The organism is Nocardioides oleivorans (genome assembly GCF_004137255.1).
Classification (GTDB): domain Bacteria; phylum Actinomycetota; class Actinomycetes; order Propionibacteriales; family Nocardioidaceae; genus Nocardioides; species Nocardioides oleivorans.
On sequence record NZ_SDWT01000003.1, the window covers coordinates 167574 to 193632 of the forward strand.

Consider the following 26059-nt stretch of genomic DNA (forward strand, 5'->3'; position numbering starts at 1 on the left):
TCGCTCAGCCGCGCCCGACGACCTCGGTCAGGTGGCGGTGCCCGCGCAGCTCGAAACCGACGACGGTCACCCACGGCGCGAGCATCAGCACCGCGAGCGACACCGTCATCGAGGCGCCGCCGCTGGCGAGCAGCCAGGCCGCGACCAGCACGACCAGCGTGCCCGCGAGCAGCCAGACGTGGAGGGGGTCGCGCCCCGGGAACATCACGTGGAAGAGCACGAACAGCACCACCACGAACAGTCCGACTGGCACCGCCATGGTCAGCACCGTCTGCGCGGTGTCGAGCTCGCTGTGGTGCTCGAGGAGGTAGGCCGCGGCGTGCAGCCCGGCGCCGGTCGCCGCGATGGCGGCGTAGAGCAGCACGTGGCCGAAGCCGAAGACCATGCTCTTCGCGTTGCTCCCGCGCAGCGCCTCGCCGTAGGGGACGGTGAAGTAGCACCACCACAGGCCGACGGCCAGCGAGACGCCGGCGAGCGCGATCACCGCGGCCTCGGCGCTCCAGCCCTCCTCGGCGACGACGGCCTCGATCGCCGTGGTCGTGCCCAGGATGACCTCGCCGAACGTGATGATCGCCAGCAGGCCGTAGCGCTCGGCGATGTGGTGCGGGTGCCACGGCGTCGACGGGAAGTGGGTCTCGATCCAGATGGTGCCGCCGAACTCGACGGCGAAGAGCACCAGCGCGAGCGCGATCTGGGCCGGGACGGGGAGCAGGTCGAGCGCGGTGACCACCCAGAAGACCTGGACGACCGAGATGCCGCGCGCGTAGGCGAGGCAGGTCGCCCGACGGGAGGGATCGTGCCGTGCGGCCCGCGCCCAGAGCACGACCATGGACAGCCGCATCGTCACGTAGCCCGCGACCAGCACGGCGTTGTCGAACTCGCCGTGCTCGAAGCCCTCGAAGACGTCGTGCAGCCCCAGCGCCATCACCAGCACGCCGACCATCTGCACGAGCGTCGCCAGGCGCATGAAGGCGTCGTCGGTGTCGTACGCCGAGGCGAACCAGGAGAAGTTGATCCAGGCCAGCGTGATCGCGATCATCGCGACGGCGAAGCCGAGCAGTCCCTGGACGACGTGGTCCTCGACGAGCGCGTGGGCGAACTGGCTGCCGGCCAGGCTGAAGGCCACCACCAGCGTGAGGTCGTACAGCAGCTCCAGCGGCGTCGCCGTGCGGTGGGCCTCGTGGGGGTCGCGGCCCGTCATCCGGCGCAGCCGGTGGGAGCGGTCCTGGCGCACGTCACTCATGGCGGGATCCTTCCAGAACCCGGCCGCCGTGGCGCGTCAGGCGATGGTGAGGCCGCCGTCGACCGGGATCGTCTGCCCGGTGACGTAGCCGGCGGCGTCGGACGCGAGCCAGACGGCCGTCGCGGCGAGCTCGCGCGGGTCGCCCTTGCGGCCGGCGGGCACGCGGGCCAGCGCCACGTCGAGGTAGCCCTCGGGATAGGTGTCGGTCATCTCGGAGGTGAAGAAGCCCGGCGCGAGCGCGTTGACGCGGATGCCCTTGCGTCCCATCCACTGCTGGGCGAGGTCGCGGGTCAGGCCGCCGATGCCGGCCTTCGACGCGGCGTAGGCCGCCTGCGGGAGACCACCGGTGGTGATGCCGAGGATCGAGGAGATGTTGATGATGCTCGAGCCGGGTTGCATCACGCGGCCGCACGCCTGGGCCATCCAGTAGGACCCGTTGAGGTTGACGTCGATGACGGAGCGGAACTCCTCCGGCGTCTCGCGCGTGGCGGGCACGGCGGTGCCGATGCCGGCGTTGTTGACGAGCACGTCGACCTTGCCGAACTTGGCCATCGCCGCGTCGACGAGCGCCTGGCAGTCCTCGGGGACCGCCACGTCGGTCACGACCGTGTGCACGCGCCGGCCGGTCGAGCGGACCGACTCGGCGACCCGCTCCAGCTTCTCGGCGCGACGTGCGCCGAGGACGACGTCGGCGCCGGCCTCGGCGAAGCAGTGGGCGAAGGCGACGCCCAGGCCGCTCGAGGCGCCGGTGACGATGACGACCCTGTCGTCGAGGCGGAACTGGTCCAGGACTCCCATGCCGGGACCCTAATCCGTGGCGCTGGTCACCGCGTCGGTCGGGGTCGAGGGTGCCCTTTGCAGGGTACGGACGGACCTCGAGCACAGCACCAGCGCGACGATGGCGACGTACGCCACTGCCGACACGACGAGCACCTCCTCGTAGCCGAACGCGAGGGCGAGCGGGCCGTAGACGAGCTGGCCGAGCGGCAGCGCCACGAACGAGCCGAGCGCGTCGTAGGAGTAGGCGCGCGAGAGCATCGAGTCGTCGATGTTCTCCTGCATGGCGAGGTTCCAGCCCATGCCGAAGACCTCGGTGCCGGCGCCTGCGACGAAGGCCACGACGACCAGGGTCGCGAGGTGCGGCCAGGCGCCGAGCACCAGGATCGGCGGCGCGATCAGGGCGACGCCCAGCATGCCGAGCAGGAGCGGCCGCTCGAGCCGCACGCGCAGCAGCACCACGGTCGTGACGAGGAGCCCGACGGCCTCCGCGGACAGCACCAGGCCCCATCCCTGGCGGCCGATCGTGTCGTCGGCCACGGCGGGACCGAGCGTGAACCAGGCGCCCGCATGGATGAAGTTGAGCGCACCGAAGCCCACCACGACGGCCCAGAGCCACGGGACCGACCAGAAGAAGCTCCAGCCCTCGCGCAGCTCCCGGACGGTGTCCGGGGGCACCCTGTTCGGGTCCTTCGGCGGCAGGGCCACGGGCAGGAGGAGCAGGGCGGCGATCAGCCACGTGGCCGCGTCGACCGCCAGCGCCCAGCCGGAGCCGACGGTGACGACCAGCAGCGCACCGATGGTCGGGCCGAGCACCGCCATCCCGTTGCGGGTCAGCGAGACCAGCGCGTTGGCCGGCTGGAGGTGCTCGCGCGGCACGAGCTGCGGCAGGACGCTCGCCATCGCGGGGAAGCCGACGCCGGACACGGCGCCGTGGACGACGCTCAGGACGACGAGCATCCAGATCTCGGCGTGCCCGCCCAGCACCAGCAGCGCGATCGCGCCCTGGCTGATCGCCGAGGCGAAGTTGGAGAACTGCAGCACGAGCGTGCGGGGGAACCGGTCGGCGATGACGCCGCCGTAGAGCAGCAGCGCCACCATCGGGATCGTGTGCGCGGCCAGCACCTGGCCCAGCGCGGTGGGGGAGTCGGTGATGTCGAGCACCGCGAAGGCGAGCGCGATGCTCGCCATCATGTTGCCGAGCGTGTTGACGAAGCGGGACGCGAAGTACCACGCGAAGTTGCGGTTGCGCAGGGGCGCGACCGCGTCGGCCCAGGTCATGCCGGATCCTCCGTCCCGTCCTGCATCTCGAAGGCGAACAGGGAGGCGCTGACGTGCTTCGTGCCGGGCGCGCGGGGTGCCGCCGCCCTGCCGTGCAGCAGGTCGCTGGCCTGCCGCAGGAGGCCCACGGCCTCCTCCCACACCTCGGGCGCGACCCAGGTCTCGATGTCGGACATCTGGCCGGTCCCGCGGTGGTGCTGCGCCTGCCGGCGGGTGACGTCGCTGGCGATGGCGTGGACGTAGGCGATGCGGTCCTCGTTGGTCGCGGGCGCGCCGACCGCGGGTGCGTCGACGACGACGTACCGGTAGCGCTTGGCCCTGCCGCCGCGGATCTTCTCCTCGCTCTCCACGACGAGCTCGCCGGCCTCGTGGAGCACGCGCAGGTGGTACGACGCGTTGGCGTGCGTCAGCTCGAGCTCGCGGGCGACCTCCGCGGCGCTCATCGCCTGCGCGGTCAGCAGCGAGAGGATCCGGATCCGCACGGGGTGCGCCACCGAGCGCAGTGCCGACACCGCCTGCGGGTCGGTGAGTGCGTCTGACATCGGCCACCCTCCACGAGTTCTCGGGGAGTGAGTCTGCTGGTGCCCGCCCCGACTGTCAAACACTTCTTGGGGAGTGGGTCGGACCAGGCCCGGACCAGGCCCGGACCGATCCCTGACACACCCCTGACTCGACCCCGGAACGGGATGATTCCGGCCCCCCGACGTGCTTGGCTTGGTGTCATCGATCGACGAGGAGTGAGAGAGATGTCCGACCAGTACCCGACCGGCCAGCAGGACGACCCGACGCGGGCCTACAGCCAGCAGGCGTACGGCCAGCCGGGCCAGCAGGCCTACGGCCAGCCGCAGCCGGCCTACCAGCAGGCACCGCTGCGACCCGACGAGGAGCGGACCTGGGGGATGCTCAGCCACCTCGGCGCCCTGGTCGCGATGATCGCCTCGGTGGGCTTCCTGGGCTTCGTCGCCTCGATCGTGGTGTTCGTGCTCTACAAGGACCGCGGCCCGTTCGTGCGCGCCCACGCCGCCAACTCGATCAACGTCCAGATCTCGATGTTCATCTGGTGGCTGGTGCTCGGGGTCGTCTACGTCGTGCTCGGAGTCGTCACGCTCGGCATCGGCTTCTTCGTCCTGCTGCCGGTGTTCTTCGTCCCGCCGGTGATCGCCGGGGTCATGCACGTCATCGGCGCGGTCAAGGCCCACAACGGCGAGTGGTGGAACCCGCCGTTCACGCCCCAGTTCGTGAAGTGAGCCGCTCGTCCGGCGTGGGGTGAGCCCACGCCGGACGAGGCGGTACGATGGCTCCATGCGGTCGCAGTTCCTGCTCCTTCGACAGCCGCGCTGACTCACCGTCCAGGCAGTCATCGCGGCCACCCCTCCATGTGCGAGGGGTTTTTTCATGTCGGGAGCACGGACCCACCAGGAGCGAGAGAGATGAACCCCGAGCAGAGCACCCACCCCGAGTCGAGCCAGGACGCGGCGACCTACGACATCGCGGCCACCGAGACCAAGTGGCAGCAGGTCTGGGACGACCTGCAGCCCTTCCGGGCCGACGACGACAGCCCGCGCGAGAAGCGCTACGCGCTGACGATGTTCCCCTACCCCAGCGGTGATCTGCACATGGGTCATGCGGAGGTGTTCGCGCTGCACGACGTGGTGGCGCGCTACTGGTGGCAGCGCGGCTACGAGGTGCTGAACCCGATGGGCTTCGACTCCTTCGGCCTGCCTGCGGAGAACGCGGCGATCCGCAACGACGAGCACCCCGACACCTACACGCGCGCCAACATCGCGCGCTCGATCGAGTCGTGCCAGAAGTACGCCGCGTCCTTCGACTGGACCCGCACGTTCAACACCAGCGACCCGGAGTACTACCGCTGGACGCAGTGGCTGTTCCTGAAGTTCTACGAGCGCGGCCTGGCCTACCGCAAGAACAGCCCGGTCAACTGGTGCCCGCAGGACCAGACGGTGCTGGCCAACGAGCAGGTCGTCAACGGCTTCTGCGAGCGGTGCGGGGCGGAGGTGACCAAGAAGGAGCTGACCCAGTGGTACTTCAAGATCACCGACTACGCCCAGGAGCTGCTGGACGGCCTGGACGAGCTGGAGAGCACGTGGCCCGACCGCGTGGTCACCGCGCAGCGCAACTGGATCGGGCGCTCCGAGGGTGCCCACGTCGACTTCGTCGTGGAGGGTCGCGACGAGCCGATCACGGTCTACACGACCCGGCCCGACACGATCTTCGGGACGACCTTCATGGTCGTCGCCGTCGACTCGCCGCTGGCCGCGGACCTGGTCAGCGACGGCCAGCGCGCGTCGTTCGAGGCCTACCGTGACGAGATCCGCAAGGCCAGTGACATCGAGCGGCTGGCCACCGACCGTCCCAAGACGGGCGTCGACCTGGGCATCACCGCGACCAACCCGGTGACGGGCGCCCAGATCCCCGTGTGGGCGACCGACTACGTCCTGGCCGACTACGGCACCGGCGCCGTGATGGGCGTGCCCGGCGGCGACCAGCGCGACTGGGAGTTCGCCACCCAGATGGGTCTGCCGATCGTCCGGACCACCGAGGTGCCGGCCGACTTCGACGGCGAGGCCTACAGCGGTGAGGGCGCCACCATCAACTCGCCCGCGCCCGGCAGCCAGGCCCCGCTGGACATCAACGGGATGGCCGTCGCGGACGCGAAGAGCGCGACGATCGAGTTCCTGGAGCAGCAGCAGACCGGGCAGGGCACGGTGAACTTCCGCCTGCGCGACTGGCTGCTGAGCCGCCAGCGCTACTGGGGTGCGCCGATCCCGATCATCCACTGCCCGGTCGACGGCGAGGTCCCGGTGCCCGACGACCAGCTGCCGGTGACCCTGCCGATGCTGAAGGGCGCCGACCTGAAGCCCAAGGGCACCTCGCCGCTGGGCGGGGCGGCCGAGTGGGTCAACGTCGCCTGCCCGACGTGCGGCGGTCCGGCGACGCGCGACACGGACACGATGGACACCTTCGTGGACTCGTCCTGGTACATGTTCCGCTACTGCTCGCCGAACGACGACACGCAGGCGTTCGACACCGACAAGGTCAACGCGTGGATGCCGATCAACCTGTACGTCGGCGGTGTCGAGCACGCGGTCCTGCACCTGCTGTACGGCCGGTTCTTCACCAAGGTCCTGAACGACATGGGCCTGGTCGGCTTCCGTGAGCCGTGGTCGGCCCAGCTGAACCAGGGCTTCGTGATCAACCAGGGCAAGAAGATGAGCAAGTCGCTGGGCAACGGCGTCAACCTGGGCGACCAGCTGGGTGCCTTCGGTGTGGATGCGGTGCGGCTGACCCTGGTCTTCGCAGGCCCGCCGGAGGACGACATCGACTGGGCCAACATGTCGCCCGACGGGTCGCTGCGCTTCCTGCAGCGGGCCTGGCGGCTGTCGGGCGACGTCACCTCGGCTCCCGAGGTGGACGTGGCGACCGGCGACGTCGCGCTGCGGCGTACGACCGCACGCACCGTCCACGACGCGGCCGAGCTGGTCGAGACCTACCGGTTCAACGTCCTGGTCGCGCGGGTGATGGAGCTGGTCAACGCGACCCGCAAGGCCATCGACTCCGGCTGCGGCCCGGCGGACCCGGCCGTCCGGGAGGCCACCGAGACCGTGGCGATCCTGCTGTCGCTGGTCGCGCCCTACACCGCCGAGGAGATGTGGGAGCGGCTGGGCCGCAACCCCTCGAGGCAGACCACCGTCGCCCGCGCCGGCTGGCCGGCCGTCGACGAGGCGCTGCTGGTCGAGGACACCGTCACCGCGATCGTCCAGGTCAAGGGCAAGGTCAAGGGTCGGCTGGAGGTGTCCCCGGACATCTCCGAGGCCGACCTGGAGGCCGCGGCCCTGGCCGACGAGGGCGTCCAGCGAGCGATCGACGGAGCGACGGTGCGCAAGGTGATCGTGCGCGCGCCGAAGCTGGTGAACATCGTCGTCTGACCCTCTCGCCTGCCGTTAGGGTCGTGCCCGTGCCTCGTGTGGTGGTCGTCACCGACTCGACCGCGAGCCTCCCGCCGGAGATGGTGGAGGCTCGCGGCATCCGAGTCGTGCCCCTGCAGGTCGTCATCGGCGCGCGCGTGCTCGACGAGGGGCCCGGCGGCGCCACCCCGGAGGTGGTCGCCGACGCGCTGCGCGAGTTCGTGCCGGTGAGCACCTCCCGACCGGCGCCCGCGCTCTTCGCCGACCTCTACCGCTCGCTCGAGGCCGACGGGGTCGACGAGATCGTGTCGGTCCACCTCTCCGGCGAGATGAGCGGCACCTTCGAGTCCGCCCAGCTGGCCGCGCTCGAGGTCGACCTCCCCGTGCACGTCGTCGACTCGGGCCAGGTCGGCATCGCGACCGGCTTCGCGGCCCTGACCGCGGTCGACGTGCTCGAGGCCGGCGGGTCGGGGGAGGACGCGGCCAACGCCGCCCTCGCCCGGGGCGAGGCCGCCTCGTCGCTGTTCTACGTCGACACGCTCGAGTACCTCCGCCGCGGCGGTCGCATCGGCGCCGCCGCCGCGATCTTCGGCAGCGCGCTGTCGGTGAAGCCGCTCCTCGAGATCGCCGACGGCAAGGTCGTCCCGCGCGAGCGCGTGCGTACGGCGTCGCGTGCCCTCGCCCGGCTGGCCGAGCTCGCCGTCGACGCGGCGGGCGAGGCCCCCGTCGACGTCTGCGTCTCCCACCTCGCCAACGCCGAGCGCGCCGAGGAGCTCGCCGGCATCCTCACCGAGCGGCTCGCCGACGGGCTGGAGGGTCGCGAGGTCCTGTGCGGTGAGCTCGGCGCGGTCCTCGGGGCCCACGTCGGCCCCGGCATGGTCGCGGTCTGCGTCTCGCCCCGCCCCTGACTGTCCACAGATTGCCGATCGCCCCTGTCGGCGGGCGGTCCGGCGTTCCTAGCGTGGAGGCATGCGTCGTACCCAGTCGTCCTCCGAGCACGCCGAGGCGGTGTCGCGGCGGCTGGCGACGCTGAGTGCCGAGCTCGCGGCCGTGCGGGACGGCTCGGTCGACAGCGACGACTCCGACCACACGCGGATCCGCGTCCGGCCGGGGGAGGAGGCGCCGGCGCCCGTCGTGCTCCCGGTGCCGGGGCGCCACGCCTCCCGGCGGATGCAGGTCGGCGGACTCAGGCTGGGGCCGGTGCACCTCGCGGTGGTCGCGGTCGTCGCCGCCCTCGCGGTCGGGCTGGCGGCGTGGTGGGCGATCCGCGACCAGGCCGAGATCGTGCCGCTCGAGCCTGCCGCTGCCCCGAGCGCCTCCGCGGCCTCGGCGCCGCCCGAGCCGTTGGCCGACGTCAGCGCCGCGGCGGAGCCCGGCGGCGACCTGGTCGTCGACGTGGCCGGCAAGGTACGACGCCCCGGCATCGCGGTGCTGCCCGCCGGGTCGCGCGTGGTCGATGCGCTCGAGGCGGCGGGTGGCGCCCGCAACGGCGTGGACCTCACCGCCCTCAACCTCGCGCGCCCCGTCGTCGACGGCGAGCAGATCCTGGTCGGCATCACCCCGGCGGCCGGCGTCGCGGGCACGGTCGGCTCGCCGGGCGGCTCGACGCAGGCCGGACCGCTGGTCAACCTCAACACCGCCGACCAGGCCGCCCTCGACACGCTTCCGGGCGTCGGCCCGGTGACCGCCGACGCGATCCTGTCGTGGCGCGAGGACAACGGCGGGTTCACCTCGGTCGACGAGCTGCTCGAGGTCGACGGCATCGGTGAGGCCACCCTCGAGGACATCGCCCCGCTCGTGACGATCTGACCCGGTGCTCGACCTCCGCGCGGTCGCCCTCGGCGTCGGCGCCTGGGCAGGAGCGCTCCTGGTCCTCGTGCTGCCGGGACGCGTGGCGCTCGCGGCCGTGGTGGGGATCGTCGCGGGCGCCGGCCTGCTCGTCGTACGCCGCGCGCTGGCCGCCGCGTGGCTCGGCCCGGTCGCCGCGCTGGCCGCCGTCGCCGGGGTCGCGGCGCTCCAGCTGACCCTGGTCGCCACGTCACCGCTCGCGGTGCTGGCCGAGGACGGCGCGGTCGTCACGCTGCGGCTCGAGGTCACCTCCGACGTCCGGGTCGTGGCCGGGCAGTACGGCGACCTCCAGGTCGCGCAGGCCGACGTGACGCGGGTGGAGGGCCGCGGCACGGCCTGGACGCTCGACGCGCCGGTCGTCGTGATGGCCGGCGAGGAGTGGCCCCGCCCGGCCCTCGGCACGACGCTCGAGACCACGGCGAGGCTGGTGCCCGCCGACGACGACGTGGCGGCGCTGGTCCGCCCGACGGGCGACCCGCGCGTGGTCGCCGAGCCGGACGTGTGGTGGGACGCCGCAGCAGCCGTACGACGATCGGTGCGCGCCTCCGTCGCCGGCCGGGACGCCGACGCGCGCGAGCTGGTGCCGGCGCTCGTGGTGGGCGACGACGGCGGCCTGGACGAGGCGCTCGCCGACGACTTCCGCACGACCGGCCTCACCCACCTCCTCGCGGTCAGCGGCACGAACCTCACGCTGGTCGTCGGGTTCGTGATCATCCTCGGCCGGTGGCTCGGGGTGCGCGGCCGCTGGCTCCACGTGCTCGCCGCGCTGGGGATCGCCGGCTTCGTGATGACGGCCCGCGCCGAGCCCAGCGTCGTACGAGCGGCGGCGATGGGCACCGTCGCGCTCATCGGGATGGGCGCCAACGGCCGGTCCCGCGGCACCCGGTGCCTCGGCGTGGCGGTGCTCGGGCTGCTGCTCGTCTCGCCGTCGCTGGCGGTGTCGGCGGGCTTCGCGCTGTCGGCGCTCGCGACCGGCGGGATCCTGCTGCTCGCACCCGTGTGGCGGGACGCGCTGGCGCGCTGGACGCCGCGCTGGGTCGCCGAGGCCGTCTCGGTGCCGCTGGCCGCGCAGGTCGCCTGCACGCCGGTGGTCGCCGCGCTGTCGGGGCAGGTGAGCCTGGTCGCCGTGGCCGCCAACCTGCTGGCGGCACCAGCCGTCGCGCCGGCGACGGTGCTCGGGCTGACCGGAGGCCTCCTCGGGCTGGTCTGGGCGCCGCTCGGCGTGCTCGTGGCGGCGCCGGCCGCGTGGTCGGCCGGCTGGATCATCTCGGTCGCACGCCGGGGCGCCGACGTACCGACCGCGGCCGTGGACTGGGGCACCGGACCGGTCGCGCTCGTGGTCCTGACCGTGCTGTGCGTGCTGTCGGTCCCGCTGGCGCCGCGGCTGCTCCGTCGCCCCGGCACGACGCTCGCCTGCACCGGCCTGCTCGTCGTGGTGATGCTGGTCCGGCCTCCGTCACCGGGCTGGCCACCGGCCGGCTGGGTCGTCGCGATGTGCGACGTCGGGCAGGGCGACGGGCTCGTGCTGCGTGCCGGACCCCGGTCGGCGGTGGTCGTCGACGCCGGTCCGGACCCCGCGCTGATGGACGCCTGCCTCGACCGGCTGCGGATCTCCGAGGTCCCGCTCGTGGTGCTGACGCACTTCCACGCCGACCACGTGGACGGGCTCGCTGGTGTGTACGACGACCGCGCGGTGGCCGCCGTCGAGTCGACCTGGCTGCTGGAGCCGGCGGACGGCCTGCGGACGGTCGAGGAGGCGGTGGGCGGCGACCCCGGCGTGGCGGCGTACGGCGAGACGCGGAGGTTCGGCGAGGTGACGCTCCAGGCCGTCTGGCCCGAGCCGGGCGGCAGCGTGGGCGACGCCGGCGAGAGCGGACCCAACAACGCCAGTGTCGTGCTGGTCGCCGAGGTCGAGGGCGTCCGGGTCCTGCTCACCGGGGACGTGGAGCCGTCCGCCCAACGGTCGCTGGCGCGCGACCTCTCCGGCCTGCACGTCGACGTGCTGAAGGTCCCCCACCACGGCAGCCGGCACCAGGACCTCGACTGGCTCACCTCGCTCGGTGCGCGGATCTCGCTGGTGTCGGTGGGGGAGGACAACGACTACGGGCACCCGGCGCCCGACCTCCTCGCCGCCCTCACCACGGCCGGCTCCCGGGTGTGGCGCACCGACGTCTCCGGCGACGTCGTCGTGGTGGTCACCGACGGCGGCGTCGGTGTCGTGGGTCGCGGATAGAGTTCGGGGACCATGGCACGCACCCCCTCAGCCGCCCAGGTCCTCGGCCACGTCGTCCTCGTGACGGGCAAGGAGGAGTACCTCTCCGCGCGCACCGTTGAGTCGGTCCGCGAGGCGGTCCGCGCGCACGACGCCGATGCCGAGCTGGCCGAGTCGGCAGCCTCCGACCTGACCCTCGCGTCCCTCGGCGAGATGTCCGCGCCGTCGCTGTTCTCCTCCATCCGCTGCGTCATGGTGCGCGGCCTCGAGGACCTGCCCGACGAGTCCGTGGACGGGCTGCTCGCCTACTGCGCGGCCCCGGTCGAGGACGTCGCCCTGGTCCTGGTCCACTCCGGTGGGCAGAAGGGCAGCGGCGTGCTCACCAAGCTGCGCAAGCTCGGCGCGGTCACCGAGGTGAAGTCCGAGGAGATCCGGGCCAGCGAGATGCCGGGCTTCGTCACCTCCGAGGTCGCCTCCCACGGCGCGCGGATCGACTCCGACGCGGCCGCCTTCCTCGTGCAGGCGGTCGGCACCGACCTGCGCTCGCTGGCGGCCGCGGCCGACCAGCTCACCAACGACTTCCACGGCGAGCAGCTGACCATCGACAAGGTCCAGCGCTACTTCGGCGGCCGGGCCGAGGCCAAGTCGTTCACCGTGGCCGACGCCGCCTTCGCCGGCCGTCGGGCGGTGGCCCTGGAGGAGCTGCGCTGGGCCCTCGACGCCGGCACCTCGCCGGTGCTGGTGACCTCGGCGATGGCGGCCTCCGCTCGCAGCCTGGCGCGCTACCTCGGTGCCCCGCGTGGGGCCCGCGACGCCGACCTCGCCCGCGACCTCGGCGTGCCGCCATGGAAGGTCCGCACGGTGCGCGACCAGTCCCGCTCGTGGAGCCCCGAGGGGATCGCGCAGGCGGTGCGGGCGGTCGCTCACGCCGACGCCGACATCAAGGGCCAGGCGCACGACGCGTCCTACACGCTCGAGCGGCTCGTGCTCACGGTCGCCGGACTGCGCGAGGGCCGCTGACCCCGGGGCGTCGCCCCCGGAAATGCGGAACACCCGCCACGAGGGCGGGTGTTCGGCGTGAAGCGTCGAGCAGAAGGGCCAGCCTCAGAGGGAGGCGGTCTTCTTGGCGATCGACGACTTGCGGTTGGCGGCCTGGTTGGCGTGGATGACGCCCTTCGAGGCGGCCTTGTCGAGGGCCTTCATGGCGTCGCGACCGGCAGCGGCAGCGGCGTCCTTGTCGCCGGCCTCGGAGAGCTCACGGAACTTGCGGACCGCGGTCTTGAGGCGCGACTTGACGGCCTGGTTGCGCTGGCGCGCCTTCTCGTTCTGCTTGTTGCGCTTGATCTGGGACTTGATGTTCGCCACGTGTGGATCCTCAAATGCTCGAACTGGTCTGGAATGGAAGTCTGTGCCTGTCGGCTGCCTGGCAATCTCCCAGCCGAGACGGGTGGGCGACGGGTGCCGGACATGCAGGGAGGAACACTACCGTCCGGCCTCGCGCACGCCCAAATCGCGTGCGCCCGCTCGGGACGGCTCAGCGACCCGTGCGTCGGGCCACTGCGTCGATCATGCGCCGCGACTCCGTCCGGCGGAAATCGTTGAGCGTCGGGAGGTTGACGTCGACGGCCGTCACCGAGCGTACGGCGAGGTGCGCGCCGAACCCGGCGAGGAACGCGGTCACCACCTCGTCGCCGGCCGTGGCCAGGTCGGGGGAGGACCGGATCGAGGCGTCGAACCAGGCGTCATCGAGGCGTTCCATGCGCGCCAGCAGGGCATCGACCCAGGCCGGCCCGCGTGCCGCCATGCCCCAGTCGACGAAGACCACCTCGCCGCTCGTTCGGCGCAGGAGGTTGTCGATCCGGACGTCCCAGTGCACCAGCTGGGCCGGCGCCGTCCCGGCCTGTGCGCGGAGCACGTCCGCCCATCCGTGCCTCCCGTCCCGCAGCCAGTCCGGGACCGGCGTCTCGGAGGGCGTCGACGGCAGCGCGTCGAGGGTGTCGGCCCACAGCCGGAACCGCTCGTGGACGTCGACGAGCCTCACCGTCGGCGGCTCGCCCCGCTCGCGCAGCACGGCGGACAGCCGGTCGGCTCCGCGGAGGACCGCCCCGAGCTCGGTGTCGTCGGCGAAGTCGGGGTGGCGGCCCTCGACGTCCTCGATCAGCAGCGCGACCCACGCCCCGTCGTCGTACGACGCCAGCAGGCGGGCCCACAGCTCGTGCGCGCCCAGGTGCGAGAGGACCGCGACCTCGCGGCGGAAGAGGTGCGGGGTGTCCGGGTTGAGCTCCGCGCCGACGGCCTTCAGGAAGGCGCGGGTGCCGTCGGCGCAGGTCAGCCTGGTCGCGCAGCCCGGGGACATCCCGCCCACCTGCTCCGCCGTCGCGACGACGGGTGAGCCGAGTGCCTCCTCCACCCAGCGGCGCACGGCGGCCGGCACGGCCTCGAAGGGGAGCCGCACGCCGACCGCGCGCGGCGCCGTCACGACCAGCCCCGGCGCTCCGCGAGCCAGTCCCAGCACACGTCGCCCTGCCAGCGCTGGTGGTCACGGAGGTGCGGTGAGGTCGGCGGGACCGGCAGCTCGCACTGGGTCAGGAAGTAGCCGACGTAGAGCGCGAGGTTGATGTCGTACGCCTCGGGGTCGACGTCGCGGAGCAGCCGGCGCGAGGCGATCACCGCGTCGACGTCGACACCCTCGCCACGGGGGCCGATCAGGGCTGCGAAGGAGTCGAACCAGGCCGCGCCGCGCACCGGCCAGTTCCAGTCGCAGACCAACGCCCGGCCGTCGGAGTCGATGATCACGTTGTCCGAGCGGATGTCGGTGTGGACGACGGTGTCCCCGCCGACGACCTCGGTGTAGCGGCGGGCCAGCGCCTCGGCCTCCGCGAGGTGGGCCGCGTCGAGGTCGGTGCGGTGCTCGCGCAGCGAGGTCCAGCCCTCGACGAGGGGCGCGAAGTCGGCGGCGGCGGTGTCGAGGGCCAGCCCGGCAGGGGGCGGGGTGAGCGCGTCGGCGGCCTGCTCCAGGGAGTCGAGCACGGCGTCGAGCTCGTCGACCTGCCACGGTCGCTGCGGCGCCCGCCCGGCGACGTACTCGATGCCGAGCACGACCCAGTCGTCGTCGAGCTGCCACAGCAGGCGGGGCGCCGGGACGGAGCGGGGGAGGGCGGCGAGCTTGCGCGCCTCCTCGCGGTAGGAGTCGGCGAACATCTTCTGTGCCTTGACCGACGCGGCCTTCACGAAGTGTCGCGACCCGTCCTTGCAGACCAGCACGGAGGCGAAGCCCGGGGTGAACCCGCTCGTCTGGGAGATCGCCGACACCACCGGGGAGCCGCACTTGCGCTCGATGTACGCGCGCAGGTTCGGCGGGAGGAAGGCCCACTCGAGCCGGCGCGCGGTCTTGCCGTGGGGTGCGGGGTAGGAGGCGAGCGGCTGGCGGGGCATGGCGCAATCCTTCCCCACGCGGCCTCGCGCCGACGACGGGATATCGGGTGGAGGCGGGTGACGGCGCACAGGGACACTGGTGCCATGCCCGAGCTCGTGCTGCCCACCGCCGATGTCCGAGCCTCCTTCCTCGAGGCGATGGACGAGTTCGTCGCCGAAGGGGTCGATCGCAGCCAGACGGCGGCCTGGATCGACGTGCACGCGCCGGGGTGGACCGAGCCGGAGCGGTTCGAGGCGTTCGTCGAGGCGGTGAGGGCCGACGCGAGGCCCGACAGCCCGCGCCCCGACTGGCACGTGCCGTGCACGACGCTGTGGTGGATCGACGGCACGGACTACCTCGGACGGCTGGCCATCCGTCACGTCCTCAACGACTTCCTGCTCGACGTCGGCGGGCACATCGGCTACGACGTGCGCCCCACCCGTCGCCGCGAGGGCCACGCGACCGCCATGCTCCGGGCGGCGCTGCCGTGGGCCGCGCAGCTCGGGATCGACCCGGCGCTGGTCACCTGCGACGTCGACAACCACGGGTCGACCAAGGTCATCGAGGCGGCCGGCGGCGAGCTCGAGGACGTGCGCGGGGTCAAGCGCCGCTACTGGGTACCCACTTCGGGATAGGCCGCCGGCGGGGGCCCGTGGACATCCATTGACAGTGCTGCCGGGCGAGCGGAAGGTGATGTATGTCACACCTGCGCTCGGGCAGGTTCCCGTCCGGGCTCGGCTCCTCCGACCCCCGGGAGACACCCCATGGCGCGCACCGAACGCCGCACCCTCGCCGTCGTCGCATCCGTCGGCCTCACCCTCGCCCTCGCCACGGGGGCGCTCGCCGCGCGCGGCCTGAGCGACGACGAGGAGGCGCTCGCGCCGACCCGAGGCAGGCCCAGCGCGGGCATCGAGCGCAAGGTCGACGCGCTGCTGGCCCGGATGACGACGAAGGAGAAGCTGCAGCAGGTGCAGCTGCTCTCCGACGGCCAGGTCACCGACGCCGACGCCAGGGCGGGGGTGGGCTCGGTCTTCAGCCTCGTCGACGCCGAGAGGATCAACCACTTCCAGCGCGTCGCGGTCGAGCAGTCCCGGCTGGGCATCCCCATCCTCTTCGCCTACGACACCGTCCACGGCTACCGCACGGTCTTCCCGGTGCCGCTGGGCGCCGCGAGCTCCTTCGACCCCGAGGTCGCGAGCGCCGACGCCGAGGTGGGGGCTCGCGAGTCGGCCATCCAGGGCATCAAGCAGGTCTACAGCCCGATGGTCGACGTCTCGCACGAGCCGCGGTGGGGCCGCATCGTCGAGGGCGCGGGCGAGGACCCGTACCTCGGGTCGGTCATGGGCGCCGCACGCGTGAAGGGCGCCCAGGGCACCGACTACAGCCGGCCCGACAAGGTCGTCTCGAGCGTCAAGCACTACGTCGCCTACGGCGAGGCCGAGGGAGGCCGCGACTACAACACCACCGACCTGTCGGAGTCGCGGCTGCGCAACCTCTACCTCCCGCCGTTCAAGGCGGCGATCGACGCAGGGGCCGACACGGTGATGTGCTCGTTCAACTCGATCAACGGCGTGCCCGGGTGCGCGAACAAGTACACCGAGACCGACATCCTCAAGAAGGAGTGGGGCTTCGACGGCTTCATCGAGAGCGACTACACCGCCGTCGCCGAGCTCCGGGCCTGCCCGCCGGTCACGCCCGACGAGGGTCCCTGCGGGCACGGCGTCGCCGCTGACGGCCCGCAGGCGGGTGCCGCGGCGCTGATGGCCGGCACCGACTCGGAGATGGTGAGCACCAACATCCGCGACTACGGCGAGCAGCTGCTCGCGACCCGGCAGATCACCATGAAGCGGCTCGACGACGCCGTCCGGCGGATCCTGCGGGTCAAGTTCCGCGCCGGCCTGTTCGACCACCCGTACGTCGACGTGGCGAAGGCCTCCGACCCGGCCAGCTACGGCAAGCCCGCCGACCTGGCGAGGAGCCGGTGGGCCGCGGGTCGGTCGATGGTCCTGCTGAAGAACGACGGCGGCGCGCTGCCGCTCGACCCGGCGAGGTCGACCGCCCTCATCGGCCCCTTCGGCGACGAGGTCGACGACGTGCTCGGCCCCTGGCCCGGTCGAGGTGCCGACGACCTCGCGCCCGCGCACGTGCCGCTGGTCGAGGGCCTGAGGGCCGCGAGCACCGGCGAGGTGACGTACACCCAGGCGTGCAACCTGGCCCACAGCTTCGACCCGCCGAACGTCGCGAACCCGCCGCTGACCCCGGAGGACGAGGTGTGCGCCGGTCCCGGTGACGACGGGACGACGATCGACGACGCCGTGGCTGCGGCGGAGGCGGCCGACCAGGTGGTGCTCGCGCTGGGCGAGAACGCCTACATGAGCGGCGAGGCCAACGCGCGCAGCGAGCTGACCCTGCCGGGGCAGCAGCAGAAGCTGCTCGACGCCGTGGCGGCCACCGGCAAGCCGGTCGTGGTGGTCCTGCTCAACGGACGGCCGCTCGACCTCAGCGCGGTGCAGGGCAAGGCTGCGGCGATCCTCGAGGCCTGGTTCCCCGGCACCGAGGGTGGCCACGCGGTCGCCGACGTCCTCTTCGGCACGGTCAACCCGGGCGGCAAGCTGCCCGTCACCTTCCCGCGCAGGGTCGGCACCGCACCCACCTACTACAACCACGAGCCCACCGGCCGCCCGTGCGACGCCGCGTCCAAGTACAACTCCCGCTACCGCGACCTCGACACCTGCGCGCCGCTCTACCCCTTCGGCTTCGGGCTGAGCTACACCACCTTCGAGGTCAGCGACCTGCGCCTGAGCCGCAGCTCGGTCCGTCGCGACGGCCGGCTCACCGCGTCGATGCAGGTCCGCAACACCGGCAGCGTCGCCGGTGACGAGGTCGCCCAGCTCTACCTGCACGACCCGGTGGCGAGTCTGTCCCAGCCGGTCCGCCGGCTCCGCGGGTTCCAGCGGGTGAGCCTCGACCCCGGGCAGTCCACGACGGTCACCTTCACGCTCGACGCGAGCGACTTCGGGTTCTACGACAACCGGGGGAAGTACGTCGTGGAGCCGGGCCTGATCGAGGTCTACGGCGGGGACTCCTCGGCGGCGGCGATGAAGGCGACCTTCACCGTCACCCGGTGAGCCGCACCTCGTCCTCGCGCGGTGGCGGGGGCCGGGTACGCGTGGCCGCGCCGACCCCGACGACCGCGACCACGAGCCCGACGACCTGGAGGGTCGACAACGTCTCGTCCAGCACCAGCCACGCGAGGACCGCGGTCACCGGCGGGCTCAGGAAGAACAGGCTGGCCGCCGCACCCGAGCCGCCGCGCAGGACGAGGAGCGAGAGCAGGACCAGTCCGACGATCGAGTTCACGATCGCGAGGAAGAGGACCGACACCACGGCGCGGGGCACGTCGGTGACCGGCCAGAACCCCTCGGTCGTCCAGCCGAGCAGGAGCATCGGGGGAGCCGACACCGCGAACTGCACGGCGGCCGACCAGAGCAGGTCCGGCTGGGCGCCGATCCACCGCTGGCCCAGCGTGCCGAGGCTCAGGGTGAGCATGCTGAGGCAGCCGATGCCCACCGCGACCGGCCCGCCCGCGTGACCGAGGTCCGAGCCCAGGACGAGCAGCACACCGAGCACGCCGACGACGAAGCCGCCGACCTGGAGCGCGGAGACCCGCTCGCCGAGGAGCACGGCGGCCAGCACGGCCGTGAGCACGGGGCTGAGGGCGTGGAAGAGGGAGGCGAGCGTGGCGCCGAGCCCGAGGTCGAAGGCGACGTACATCATCGCGAACATCAGCCCGTTCATGACCAGTCCGACGAGCGCGACGCGGCCGAGGGTGGCCCGGTCCATCCGGGTGGGACGGCGCAGGAGCAGCGCGAGCCCGGCGGCCAGCACCGCGGCGATCACGAAGCGCCACCCCAGCACGGTGAACGGTGCCGCGGCGTGCACGGCGGCGGGACCGGAGATGTAGCCCGACGACCACACCAGGACGAAGGCGGCCGCGGGGACGAGAGGCAGTCGCGTCGCGTCGGGCCGGCTCACGTGGTCGCACGCTAGCCCTCGTCGCCGGTTCGGTGCCCGGTGGCCCGCGTGGGAGAATGGCGCGACCCAGACGTCGTACCAGTCGAAAGCAGTCAGTGAGCCTCAAGAACGCGCCGCAGCCGGGCTCGACCGACCCGTCGATCATCCGCAACTTCTGCATCATCGCGCACATCGACCACGGCAAGTCGACGCTGGCCGACCGCATGCTCCAGCTCACGGGCGTCGTCGACGAGCGGGCGTCGCGCGCGCAGTACCTCGACCGGATGGACATCGAGCGCGAGCGCGGCATCACGATCAAGTCGCAGGCCGTCCGGATGCCGTGGACCGTCCCCGCGGGCAACGCCGAGGACGCCGAGCCCGGCACCTACGTGCTGAACATGATCGACACCCCCGGTCACGTCGACTTCACCTACGAGGTCTCGCGCAGCCTCGAGGCGTGCGAGGCGGCGGTCCTGCTCGTCGACGCCGCCCAGGGCATCGAGGCGCAGACGCTGGCCAACCTCTACCTCGCGATGGGCGCCGACCTCCACATCATCCCGGTGCTCAACAAGATCGACCTGCCGAGCGCCAACGTCGAGAAGTACGCCGCCGAGCTCGCCGGGCTCGTCGGCTGCGAGCCCGAGGACGTGCTGCTCACCAGCGCCAAGACCGGCGTCGGCGTGGAGACCCTCCTCAACGAGATCGTGAAGCAGACCCCGGCGCCGGTGGGCGACGCGGACGCCCCGGCGCGCGCGCTGATCTTCGACTCCGTCTACGACACCTACCGCGGCGTGGTCACCTACGTGCGGGTCGTCGACGGCAAGCTCAGCCACCGCGACCGGATCAAGATGATGTCCACCAACGCCGTGCACGAGATGCTCGAGGTCGGCGTGATCAGCCCGGAGCCCGTCAAGGCGGGGGAGATCGGCGTCGGCGAGGTCGGCTACCTGATCACCGGCGTGAAGGACGTCCGCCAGTCGCGCGTGGGTGACACCGTCACCTCGCAGCACCACGGGGCGACCGAGTCGCTCGGCGGCTACAAGCACCCGAATCCGATGGTCTACGCCGGTCTCTACCCGATCGACGGCGACGACTACCCGACGCTGCGCGACGCGCTGGAGAAGCTCCAGCTCAACGACGCGGCGCTGACCTACGAGCCGGAGACCTCCGGCGCGCTCGGCTTCGGCTTCCGCTGCGGCTTCCTCGGCCTGCTCCACATGGAGATCACCCGCGACCGGCTCGAGCGCGAGTTCAACCTCGACCTCATCTCGACCGCGCCCAACGTGGTCTACGAGGTGGCCCTCGACGACGGGACCGAGGTCGAGGTGACCAACCCGAGCGAGTACCCCGACGGCAAGGTCGCCGAGGTCCGCGAGCCCGTCGTCAAGGCGACGATCCTCGCGCCGTCGGACTACATCGGCACGATCATGGAGCTGTGCCAGCTCAAGCGCGGCAACCTGCAGGGGATGGACTACCTCTCCGAGGACCGGGTGGAGATGCGCTACACCCTCCCGATGGGCGAGATCGTCTTCGACTTCTTCGACCAGCTGAAGTCGCGCACCAAGGGCTACGCCTCGCTCGACTACGAGCGCTCGGGCGAGCAGGCCGCCGACCTCGTCAAGGTCGACATCCTGCTGCAGGGCGAGCCGGTCGACGCGTTCAGCGCGATCATCCACCGCGACGCTGCCTACTCCTACGGCGTGATGATGGCCGGCAAGCTCAAGGACCTCATCCCGCGCCAGCAGTTCGAGGTGCCGATCCAGGCCGCCATCGGCGCGCGCGTGATCGCCCGCGAGACCATCCGTGCGATCCGCAAGGACGTCCTCGCCAAGTGCTACGGCGGTGACATCAGCCGCAAGCGCAAGCTGCTCGAGAAGCAGAAGGCCGGCAAGAAGCGGATGAAGAACATCGGGTCGGTCGAGGTGCCGCCGGAGGCCTTCGTCGCTGCTCTCGCCACCACGCAGCCGACGGAGAAGACCGGCAAGAAGTGAGCGGGACCCGGACGGTGCGCGCCGACGAGGTCGCGCCGCAGCCGTGGCCCAACGGTGGCGGTACGACGCGCGAGCTGGCGCGCGCGGGTGACGGGTCGTGGCGGATCAGCCTCGCGACCATCGAGGGCGACGGGCCGTTCTCGTTGTTCCCCGGGCTGCACCGGCTGCTGACGGTCGTGGACGGCCCGGTCCTCGACCTGACCGTCGACGGGGAGCCGCAGGTGGTCGAGCCCCAGCGCCCGTTCGCCTTCTCCGGCGAGGCGGAGGTCGTCGCCTCGGTGCCCGAGGGCCCCGTGCGGGCGCTCAACGTGATCGCCGGGCCCGGCGTGGCGACGTACTGCACCGTGCTCGAGCTCGGCCGCGGCTCGGCCCTCCCGCTGGCCGACGACCAGGCGGCCTACGTGATCACGGGCCCGGAGCAGGGCAGCCTCGTCATCGGGCCGGGCGAGGTCGCCGGCCGCTGCACGGTCGCCGTGCTCACGGTCGAGTCCGGCTGACCGCAGGGCCGACCAATCCGGGCGCGCGCGCCGCTGCGAAGCCGGGGCATGCGACTGGCAGACCGGCTCCGCGTCGAGATGATCCGCGCGACCGCACGCTTCTCGGTGTCGTACGGCGACGACCTGGGGTTCGCGGGCCGTGACCTGCCGGCGCCCGAGCGGATCCACGTCCGCACCCGACACGGCCGGGTGCCGGTGCACCTCTACTCCCCGGGCGGGCACGACCTGCCTGTGCACGTCCACCTCCACGGTGGCGCGTTCCTGATGCGCTACCCGCAGATGGACGACTGGTGGTGCCGCTACGTCGCCGCGACCGCGGGCGTCGTGGTGGCCAACGTCGACTTCGAGGTGGCGCCGCGGGCGGCGTACCCGGTCGCCCAGCACCAGGCGCACGACGTCGCCGCCTCGCTGGCCGCGGACGGCACGCCCGTCTCGGTGGGCGGCTTCAGCTCGGGCGGCGGGCTCGCTGCGTCGGTCGTCCTGAAGGCGCGCGACGCCGGCTCCTTCGTACCGACGCTGCAGGTGCTCGGCATCCCCGCGCTCGACCTGTCGGCGGAGCCGCGCGACGGCGACCCCGGGATGATCTCGCCGGACCTGCGTCGCCTCGTGCGACGGGTCTACCTGCCCGACCCCGCCAGCCGGCGCGAGCCGTACGCGTCGCCGCTGCTGGCCCCCGACCTCTCGGGACTGCCGCCCGCGGTCGTCCTCACCGCCGAGCGCGACGTCCTGCGCGCCGAGGGAGATGCCTACGCCGACCGGCTGCGCGGTGCGGGTGTGCGCGTCGTCCACGACGTCACGCCCGGCGTCGACCACTACTTCCTCACCGAGGACCCGGTGCGGGCCCGCGACACGATGGCGATGGTGGCCGACGAGATCCGGGCCGCCGGTCAGGCCGCGGGCGCCCAGCGCGGGTCGCGGCCGAGCCGGGCCAGGAGGCGGTCGGAGGCGGACGCGTCGGCCGGTACGTCGACGGCGCCCGCGCAGACTCCCTCGGAGTAGAGCGCCTCGCCCCACCCGTCGGCCGTGGCGTGGAGCTCGCGGGCCTCCTCCTCGCTGACCTCCCACGGCTGGCCGGTGGCCCGCGCGACGTCGGAGCCGTGGACGACGAGGTCCCAGCCGTAGAAGTCGGCCATGGTCGCGGCGATCGTGGTGCGCCCGAAGTAGCCGTCGTACTCCCGCTCGGCGACGCCGTCGCGGCCCAGCACGCCGGCCACGGAGGCGGCGTGCTCGCGCCATGCGGTGGGGAGGTCGGTGAGGTCGGGTGCCGGTCCGGGGTCGAGGTCCTGGCGCTGCAGGAAGTCCCGCTCGGTCTCGATCGCGTGGACGACGACGTCGCGGACGGTCCAGTCGTCGCAGGGGGTGGGCGCGTCCCACCGGTCGGCGACTCCGTCGAGGATCGCGGCGAAGGCATCGGCGCGTGTGGTGAAGCTGTCTGCACTGGTCATGGGTCCACGCTCGCAGGGCGGGTGTCGGTGGCGATTGTGATAATCCGACACATGGCCAGCCTGCCCGGTCCGCACCCCACCGATCCAGTGGACCGGGCCCACCTCACCGGTGTCAGCCGACCGTCACCGCCCATCCACCGCTACGCACCCAGCGAGCACCTCGCCGACCTGGTCGACCGCTACTGGATCCCGGTCTGGTCGCTGACCGAGCCGTCGACCCAGAGCACGCTCCAGCACCCGGTGTGCCTGGTGGTCGTCAGCAACACCTACGCCCGGCTCTACGGCGTCGCCCGCGGCCGCTCGAGCGTGACCCTCGAGGGCGAGGGCTATGCCGTCGGCACGATGCTGATGCCCGCCGCCGGCCGCCTGGTGCTCGGCCGGTCCGTCGCCGACCTCACCGACAGCGTGGTCGACCTCGCCGACCTGGTGCCCGACGACCGCCTCGTCGACGACGTCCGCGCGGCGATGGAGGCGGGTCCGCACGATCCGGCCTCCCACCTCGCGGCGATCGCCGTGGTCGAGGACTGGCTGACGACCTTCCTGCCGGTCGACGACCAGGGGCTGCTGGTCAACCACCTCGTGGCCTGGCTGCGTGATCACCCCGAGGTGACCCGCGTCGGCGAGATCGCCGACGAGCTGGGGCTCACCGAGCGCAGCCTGCAGCGGCTGGTCGAGCAGCGCCTGGGCCTGAGCCCCAAGTGGCTGGTGCAGCGGCGCCGGCTCCACGACGCGGTCGAGGCGCTCAAGGCCGGCACCACCGGCCTGGCCGACGTCGCGGCCGACCTCGGCTACACCGACCAGGCCCACTTCACCCACGACTTCCGCACCATGACGGGGATGACGCCGGGGGAGTTCCTCCGTGACCAGCCGGTGTCAACCAAAAGTTGACATTCTGCTCGCCACGGGGCACCGTGGAGCCATGCCCCTCATCCTCGGACACCTCCTCGTCGCAGCCGCGGTCACCGTCGCCGTCGGCCTCCTGACCGGAGGCGGCTGGACGTTCCTGATCGGCAGCGCCCTGGCACTCTCGCTCTGGGTGATGCTCTTCGCCGGCTCCTACGCCGTCCCCCCGGGCGAACAGCGGGGACGCACGACGACCAGGCAGTACGCCGTCGCCGCGGCGGTCGCGGTCGTCCTCGGCTACGTCGTCTACCGCATCGGCGGCGACCCGGCCTTCTGGGCCGTCGGCTTCATCATGGCCGGCGCCCTCGTGCCTGCAGGCGCTGCAGCCGTCCGGGACTCGCAGGCCGGGAGTGCCTGACAGCGATCCGCTCGACGCCGTCCGCTCGGCGATCACGGAGCTGCACCTCGCCGAGCGACACCTGGCCGACGCCGTGCACGCCGCTCGCGCTGCGGGGGAGAGCTGGGCGGCCATCGGGTCGGTGATGGGGACGTCCCGGCAGAACGTGTTCAAGAGGTTCGGCGCACCCCGCGACCCCCGCACAGGAGAGGCCATGACACCCACCGACCGCGCCAGCGTCGCGACCACCACCGAACGGGTCTTCTCCCTGCTCGACGCGGGGCACTACGACGACCTGCGTGGGCTGATGCCCGCCGACGTCGCCCGGGTGCTGACCCGCGACGTCGTGCTCGGGACGTGGGCCGGCGCGGTCGCCGAGACCGGCAACCTCGTCCATTGCGAAGGCACGACGGTCGAGCTGCCCGGGGGCGAGCCGGCGCCCGACGGACCGGTGCTCGGGACGGTCGTCGGCGTCACCACCCTCGTCTGCGAGGCGGGGGAGTGGCAGGGGCGTGTCGCGCTCGGCCAGGACGGCCGGCTGCTGGGCCTGCTCGTGGTGCCGGTCGGGGCCGACGGGCTGCCGTTCTAGCCTGCGCGGGCCCGCGTCAGACGACCTCGCGCCCGATCGACACGTCGGTGACCGTGATGCCGAGCGCCGCCTCGAGCGCGGCGACCGGGGCCTCGAGCTCGGACCGGCGAGGCTTGCGGGTCCCCGCGAACCACGTCACCTCGAGCGGTCGGCGTCTCGCCGTGCCGGTGGCACGCCAGAAGCCGGTGATCCGGCCGTCGACCAGCAGCGGGGCCAGGACCATCCCGTTGGCCCCGATCCACAGCCGGTCGAGGTGGGCCCTCTCCGAGAAGCGGACGCGACCGGCCGGGTCGTAGCCGCACATGAGTGCGTCGAACTCGGGGAGCAGGCGCACGCCCGGGAGCTCTCGCGGGGGCGGAGCGCCCACGAGGTCGACGTACGTCCTGCCGTCGGGGCCGTCGTCGCGGACCAGTCCGTCGACCTGGTCCAGCATGCTGTCGACGGACCGCAGTCCCAACCCCGACCACCAGGCGACGTCCTGGCGCGACGAGGGCCCGTGGCAGCGCAGGTGGAGCCGGACGGCATCGGCGACCGTGGGATCGGTGACCGGTGGGAGGAAGCGGTACTCGGGTGCGCCCTGCCCGGCCCAGTCCCCGTTGACCGGCCTGCGCACCAGCCCGCCGTGGCCGAACGCGAGGTACCGCCCGGCCGGCTGACCGGTGACGTCGTCGCGCCCCTCGCGCGCGACGAGCCAGTCGTGCAGGTGCTGCTCGAGCGCGTCCGTCGAGCGCCAGTCGGCGGCGAACGCCTCGGTCGCGGTCCACAGCTCCTCGAGCGTCGCGTGCTCCAGGCGCAGCATCCGCGTCCAGAGCGCGCGCTGCCCGACACGTGTCGCTGCACCGAGTGCGGCGAACTGGTCGGGGGTCGCGGTGTGCACGGTGCCGCGGATCGTGCTCCCGCGCACGACGCCCCCGGACTCGTAGGCCTCCGTGACCTCCTCCCGCGTGGTCCCGGGGTGACGGGCGGCGAGGCCCAGGAACGGCGACCGGGCGGTCTGGGACTGGATGGGGCCGGTCTGGGCGAGGCGGCCGGCGAGGTCCGGGGCGGGGTCGGAGGGGAACTGGCGCGCCAGGGACGCAGCGGCCAGGTCGTCCCAGGTGAGGGCCATGGGCAGGAGCCGCTCAGCCGCTCATCGGCCCGCCGGGGCGGCCGTAGGACTCGGCGACGATCTCGGCCACCACCGAGAGCGCGATCTCGCCCGGCGCCCGGCCGCCGAGGTCGTGGCCGGCCGGCACGTGCAGCCGGCTGACGTCGTAGCCCTCGCCGACGAGCTCCTCGACGAGGCCCTCCGCCCGTCGCCGGCTGGCCATCATCGCGACGTAGACAGCGTCGGAGGCGAGCGCCGAGCGCAGCACCGACGGGGCGTCCGGAGCGTCGTGGTCGCAGAGGACGACCGCGTCGCCCTCCTGCGGGTCGAGCCCGGGACCGCCGTCGTCGGCCGACTCGACGAGCACCGGACGGCCGACCGTGGAGGCGATGACCGCGATGGACCGGGCGATCGGGTTGTCGGTGAGGACCAGGATCCGGCCGCGCTGCTCGGGCTCGGCCACCCACGGCTGCTGACGCTCACTCATGGGCGCC

At 72.7% G+C, this 26059-nt stretch carries 25 protein-coding genes; 14 read left to right on the forward strand and 11 right to left on the reverse strand.

The features are described 5' to 3' along the window. Window positions 1-4 precede the first annotated feature (4 nt). The 4 genes from EUA93_RS19450 to EUA93_RS19465 are packed head-to-tail and all read right to left on the reverse strand — an operon-like array spanning window position 5 to window position 3843. Window positions 5-1243, reverse strand: coding sequence for a low temperature requirement protein A (locus EUA93_RS19450; RefSeq protein ID WP_129401996.1), 1239 nt, complete (start codon window positions 1241-1243; stop codon window positions 5-7). Window positions 1244-1279: 36 nt separating this feature from the next. Continuing rightward, window positions 1280-2041, reverse strand: a complete 762-nt coding sequence (locus tag EUA93_RS19455) for an SDR family NAD(P)-dependent oxidoreductase (protein WP_129401997.1) — start codon at window positions 2039-2041, stop codon at window positions 1280-1282. A gap of 9 nt (window positions 2042-2050) precedes the next feature. Continuing rightward, window positions 2051-3301 (reverse strand): MFS transporter, encoded by a 1251-nt coding sequence (locus EUA93_RS19460; protein ID WP_129401998.1) that lies wholly within the window; start codon window positions 3299-3301, stop codon window positions 2051-2053. Then, window positions 3298-3843, reverse strand: a complete 546-nt coding sequence (locus tag EUA93_RS19465; protein WP_129401999.1) for an ArsR/SmtB family transcription factor — start codon at window positions 3841-3843, stop codon at window positions 3298-3300. Before EUA93_RS19465 ends, EUA93_RS19460 begins: the two co-directional genes overlap by 4 nt. Window positions 3844-4047: 204 nt before the next feature. Here EUA93_RS19465 and EUA93_RS19470 point away from each other — a divergent pair, with 204 nt between their 5' ends. From EUA93_RS19470 to holA, 6 genes are all read left to right on the forward strand, one after another. Continuing rightward, window positions 4048-4548: a DUF4870 domain-containing protein gene (locus EUA93_RS19470; protein WP_129402000.1), complete on the forward strand. Its 501-nt coding sequence runs from the start codon at window positions 4048-4050 to the stop codon at window positions 4546-4548. Window positions 4549-4731: 183 nt separating this feature from the next. Further along, a complete protein-coding gene (gene leuS, locus EUA93_RS19475) occupies window positions 4732-7248 on the forward strand; it encodes a leucine--tRNA ligase (protein WP_129402001.1) in 2517 nt (838 codons plus the stop codon). Between the two features lie 29 nt (window positions 7249-7277). Then, the gene (locus EUA93_RS19480) at window positions 7278-8135 is read left to right on the forward strand and encodes a DegV family protein (protein ID WP_129402002.1); all 858 of its coding nucleotides are present in this window, start codon (window positions 7278-7280) and stop codon (window positions 8133-8135) included. Between the two features lie 61 nt (window positions 8136-8196). Continuing rightward, complete coding sequence (locus tag EUA93_RS19485) at window positions 8197-9036, forward strand: ComEA family DNA-binding protein (RefSeq protein WP_242497525.1); 840 nt, start codon at window positions 8197-8199, stop codon at window positions 9034-9036. Window positions 9037-9040: 4 nt separating this feature from the next. After that, the gene (locus EUA93_RS19490) at window positions 9041-11308 is read left to right on the forward strand and encodes a ComEC/Rec2 family competence protein (protein WP_129402003.1); all 2268 of its coding nucleotides are present in this window, start codon (window positions 9041-9043) and stop codon (window positions 11306-11308) included. 12 nt (window positions 11309-11320) lie between these two features. Next, on the forward strand, window positions 11321-12307 hold the full coding sequence (gene holA / locus EUA93_RS19495) for a DNA polymerase III subunit delta (RefSeq protein WP_129402004.1): 987 nt from the start codon (window positions 11321-11323) through the stop codon (window positions 12305-12307). A gap of 84 nt (window positions 12308-12391) precedes the next feature. On the opposite strand, the gene rpsT is transcribed toward holA, so the two are convergent. The 3 genes from rpsT to EUA93_RS19510 form a co-directional block, all read right to left on the reverse strand. After that, on the reverse strand, window positions 12392-12652 hold the full coding sequence (gene rpsT / locus EUA93_RS19500; protein WP_129402005.1) for a 30S ribosomal protein S20: 261 nt from the start codon (window positions 12650-12652) through the stop codon (window positions 12392-12394). 169 nt (window positions 12653-12821) lie between these two features. Next, a complete protein-coding gene (locus EUA93_RS19505; protein WP_129402006.1) occupies window positions 12822-13766 on the reverse strand; it encodes a phosphotransferase in 945 nt (314 codons plus the stop codon). After that, on the reverse strand, window positions 13763-14722 hold the full coding sequence (locus EUA93_RS19510; protein ID WP_129402007.1) for a phosphotransferase family protein: 960 nt from the start codon (window positions 14720-14722) through the stop codon (window positions 13763-13765). The genes EUA93_RS19505 and EUA93_RS19510 overlap by 4 nt, the downstream gene beginning before the upstream one ends. 84 nt (window positions 14723-14806) lie before the next feature. Between EUA93_RS19510 and EUA93_RS19515 the strand changes: the two genes are divergently transcribed. Then, on the forward strand, window positions 14807-15337 hold the full coding sequence (locus EUA93_RS19515) for a GNAT family N-acetyltransferase (protein ID WP_129402008.1): 531 nt from the start codon (window positions 14807-14809) through the stop codon (window positions 15335-15337). Between the two features lie 129 nt (window positions 15338-15466). Continuing rightward, window positions 15467-17830 carry a beta-glucosidase BglX gene (bglX, locus tag EUA93_RS19520; RefSeq protein WP_129402009.1) on the forward strand — a complete coding sequence of 788 codons (2364 nt, stop codon included), beginning with the start codon at window positions 15467-15469 and terminating at the stop codon, window positions 17828-17830. On the opposite strand, the gene EUA93_RS19525 is transcribed toward bglX, so the two are convergent. Beyond that, a complete protein-coding gene (locus EUA93_RS19525; protein ID WP_129402010.1) occupies window positions 17820-18737 on the reverse strand; it encodes a DMT family transporter in 918 nt (305 codons plus the stop codon). The two genes, bglX and EUA93_RS19525, sit on opposite strands and share 11 nt — an antisense overlap. A gap of 56 nt (window positions 18738-18793) precedes the next feature. On the opposite strand from EUA93_RS19525, the gene lepA reads away from it, so the two are divergent. Genes lepA through EUA93_RS19540 form a run of 3 tightly spaced genes read left to right on the forward strand, consistent with a single transcriptional unit; the run spans window position 18794 to window position 22203 of the window. Next, entirely contained in the window at window positions 18794-20707 is a 1914-nt protein-coding gene (lepA, locus tag EUA93_RS19530; RefSeq protein WP_129402011.1) for a translation elongation factor 4, read from the forward strand. Then, window positions 20704-21204, forward strand: a complete 501-nt coding sequence (locus EUA93_RS19535; protein WP_129402012.1) for a HutD/Ves family protein — start codon at window positions 20704-20706, stop codon at window positions 21202-21204. Before lepA ends, EUA93_RS19535 begins: the two co-directional genes overlap by 4 nt. 48 nt (window positions 21205-21252) lie before the next feature. Further along, the gene (locus tag EUA93_RS19540) at window positions 21253-22203 is read left to right on the forward strand and encodes an alpha/beta hydrolase fold domain-containing protein (RefSeq protein ID WP_207208866.1); all 951 of its coding nucleotides are present in this window, start codon (window positions 21253-21255) and stop codon (window positions 22201-22203) included. On the opposite strand, the gene EUA93_RS19545 is transcribed toward EUA93_RS19540, so the two are convergent. Next, window positions 22092-22649 (reverse strand): TIGR03086 family metal-binding protein, encoded by a 558-nt coding sequence (locus EUA93_RS19545; protein WP_129402013.1) that lies wholly within the window; start codon window positions 22647-22649, stop codon window positions 22092-22094. The genes EUA93_RS19540 and EUA93_RS19545 overlap by 112 nt on opposite strands. Before the next feature lie 51 nt (window positions 22650-22700). Between EUA93_RS19545 and EUA93_RS19550 the strand changes: the two genes are divergently transcribed. Genes EUA93_RS19550 through EUA93_RS19560 form a run of 3 tightly spaced genes read left to right on the forward strand, consistent with a single transcriptional unit; the run spans window position 22701 to window position 24478 of the window. Further along, the gene (locus EUA93_RS19550) at window positions 22701-23537 is read left to right on the forward strand and encodes a helix-turn-helix domain-containing protein (protein WP_129402014.1); all 837 of its coding nucleotides are present in this window, start codon (window positions 22701-22703) and stop codon (window positions 23535-23537) included. A gap of 31 nt (window positions 23538-23568) precedes the next feature. Next, window positions 23569-23910, forward strand: a complete 342-nt coding sequence (locus EUA93_RS19555; protein WP_129402015.1) for a hypothetical protein — start codon at window positions 23569-23571, stop codon at window positions 23908-23910. After that, window positions 23903-24478, forward strand: coding sequence for a hypothetical protein (locus EUA93_RS19560; RefSeq protein WP_129402016.1), 576 nt, complete (start codon window positions 23903-23905; stop codon window positions 24476-24478). The genes EUA93_RS19555 and EUA93_RS19560 overlap by 8 nt, the downstream gene beginning before the upstream one ends. A 16-nt stretch (window positions 24479-24494) precedes the next feature. Here EUA93_RS19560 and EUA93_RS19565 read toward each other — a convergent pair whose 3' ends face one another. Together EUA93_RS19565 and EUA93_RS19570 are read right to left on the reverse strand one after the other, a co-directional pair. Beyond that, window positions 24495-25586, reverse strand: coding sequence for a DNA glycosylase AlkZ-like family protein (locus tag EUA93_RS19565; protein ID WP_129402017.1), 1092 nt, complete (start codon window positions 25584-25586; stop codon window positions 24495-24497). 13 nt (window positions 25587-25599) lie between these two features. After that, on the reverse strand, window positions 25600-26052 hold the full coding sequence (locus EUA93_RS19570; RefSeq protein WP_129402018.1) for an XdhC family protein: 453 nt from the start codon (window positions 26050-26052) through the stop codon (window positions 25600-25602). Window positions 26053-26059: the final 7 nt, after the last annotated feature.

Coding starts and splice junctions, on each gene's coding strand:
- EUA93_RS19450 (WP_129401996.1), bottom strand. CDS start 1,243: ATGAGTGACGTGCGCCAGGACCGCTCCCACCGGCTGCGCCGGATGACG.
- EUA93_RS19455 (WP_129401997.1), bottom strand. CDS start 2,041: ATGGGAGTCCTGGACCAGTTCCGCCTCGACGACAGGGTCGTCATCGTC.
- EUA93_RS19460 (WP_129401998.1), bottom strand. CDS start 3,301: ATGACCTGGGCCGACGCGGTCGCGCCCCTGCGCAACCGCAACTTCGCG.
- EUA93_RS19465 (WP_129401999.1), bottom strand. CDS start 3,843: ATGTCAGACGCACTCACCGACCCGCAGGCGGTGTCGGCACTGCGCTCG.
- EUA93_RS19470 (WP_129402000.1), top strand. CDS start 4,048: ATGTCCGACCAGTACCCGACCGGCCAGCAGGACGACCCGACGCGGGCC.
- leuS (WP_129402001.1), top strand. CDS start 4,732: ATGAACCCCGAGCAGAGCACCCACCCCGAGTCGAGCCAGGACGCGGCG.
- EUA93_RS19485 (WP_242497525.1), top strand. CDS start 8,197: ATGCGTCGTACCCAGTCGTCCTCCGAGCACGCCGAGGCGGTGTCGCGG.
- holA (WP_129402004.1), top strand. CDS start 11,321: ATGGCACGCACCCCCTCAGCCGCCCAGGTCCTCGGCCACGTCGTCCTC.
- EUA93_RS19510 (WP_129402007.1), bottom strand. CDS start 14,722: ATGCCCCGCCAGCCGCTCGCCTCCTACCCCGCACCCCACGGCAAGACC.
- EUA93_RS19515 (WP_129402008.1), top strand. CDS start 14,807: ATGCCCGAGCTCGTGCTGCCCACCGCCGATGTCCGAGCCTCCTTCCTC.
- bglX (WP_129402009.1), top strand. CDS start 15,467: ATGGCGCGCACCGAACGCCGCACCCTCGCCGTCGTCGCATCCGTCGGC.
- lepA (WP_129402011.1), top strand. CDS start 18,794: ATGGCGCGACCCAGACGTCGTACCAGTCGAAAGCAGTCAGTGAGCCTC.
- EUA93_RS19540 (WP_207208866.1), top strand. CDS start 21,253: ATGCGACTGGCAGACCGGCTCCGCGTCGAGATGATCCGCGCGACCGCA.
- EUA93_RS19545 (WP_129402013.1), bottom strand. CDS start 22,649: ATGACCAGTGCAGACAGCTTCACCACACGCGCCGATGCCTTCGCCGCG.
- EUA93_RS19550 (WP_129402014.1), top strand. CDS start 22,701: ATGGCCAGCCTGCCCGGTCCGCACCCCACCGATCCAGTGGACCGGGCC.
- EUA93_RS19555 (WP_129402015.1), top strand. CDS start 23,569: ATGCCCCTCATCCTCGGACACCTCCTCGTCGCAGCCGCGGTCACCGTC.
- EUA93_RS19565 (WP_129402017.1), bottom strand. CDS start 25,586: ATGGCCCTCACCTGGGACGACCTGGCCGCTGCGTCCCTGGCGCGCCAG.
- EUA93_RS19570 (WP_129402018.1), bottom strand. CDS start 26,052: ATGAGTGAGCGTCAGCAGCCGTGGGTGGCCGAGCCCGAGCAGCGCGGC.